The organism is Oleiphilus sp. HI0125, from assembly GCF_001635355.1.
The window spans coordinates 1-751 of record NZ_LWGF01001282.1; the positions used below are offsets into that span (position 1 = coordinate 1).

Annotated in this window: 1 protein-coding gene; it reads right to left on the reverse strand. The window is 48.9% G+C overall.

Annotated features, from left to right (window positions below; translation table 11 throughout):
- Positions 1–751, reverse strand: a 751-nt coding sequence (gpmI, locus tag A3762_RS22280; RefSeq protein ID WP_068757683.1) for a 2,3-bisphosphoglycerate-independent phosphoglycerate mutase, incomplete at both ends; no start/stop codon positions are given.

The following is a 751-nucleotide window of genomic DNA, read 5'->3' on the forward strand; positions in this document are numbered from 1 at the left end:
CGCTTAGCTTACCGCCTTCTTTTAGCGAAAGCGCGCGATCACCCAAATAAACAAGAGGTACTGGTGTTGTAGTGTGCGAGGTATGGGCTTGACCAGAAGACGGATCAGTCATTTGCTCTGCATTACCATGATCTGCCGTTACTAAGGCTTGGCCATTCACTTCTGCAAGCGCGGCGCTAACTTTACTTAGACAGGTATCGAGGCACTCTGCTGCTTTGACTGCTGCATCGTATTTGCCAGTATGGCCGACCATGTCCCCGTTAGCGTAATTACACACAACCAAATCGTATTCGCCAGACTTAATGGCAGCAACAAGTTTGTCTGTGACTTCTGGGGCGCTCATTTCAGGTTTTAGGTCATAGGTTGCTACATCGGGGCTTGCGATAAGCTCGCGTGTCTCTCCATCAAACAAGGCTTCGCGACCGCCACTAAAGAAGAATGTAACGTGGGCATACTTTTCCGTCTCGGCAATGCGAAGCTGAGTTTTTCCAAGCGTTTGCATGTATTCGCCCAAGCAATTAGGAAGGGCGCTCGGTGGGTAAGCGCATGAAGTTTTGATGTCAGCGGCATACTCGGTCAACATAACAAAGTCAGATAGACTAGGAATTGCTTTGCGCTCAAAGCCATCGAAATTTGGTTCGACAAATGCGCGAGTGATCTCTCGAGCTCGGTCTGCTCTAAAATTCATAAACAGCACGGCATCTTTGTCTCGGATTTGTACTTGCTCGTCATCTGGGGCTTGGATAACGGT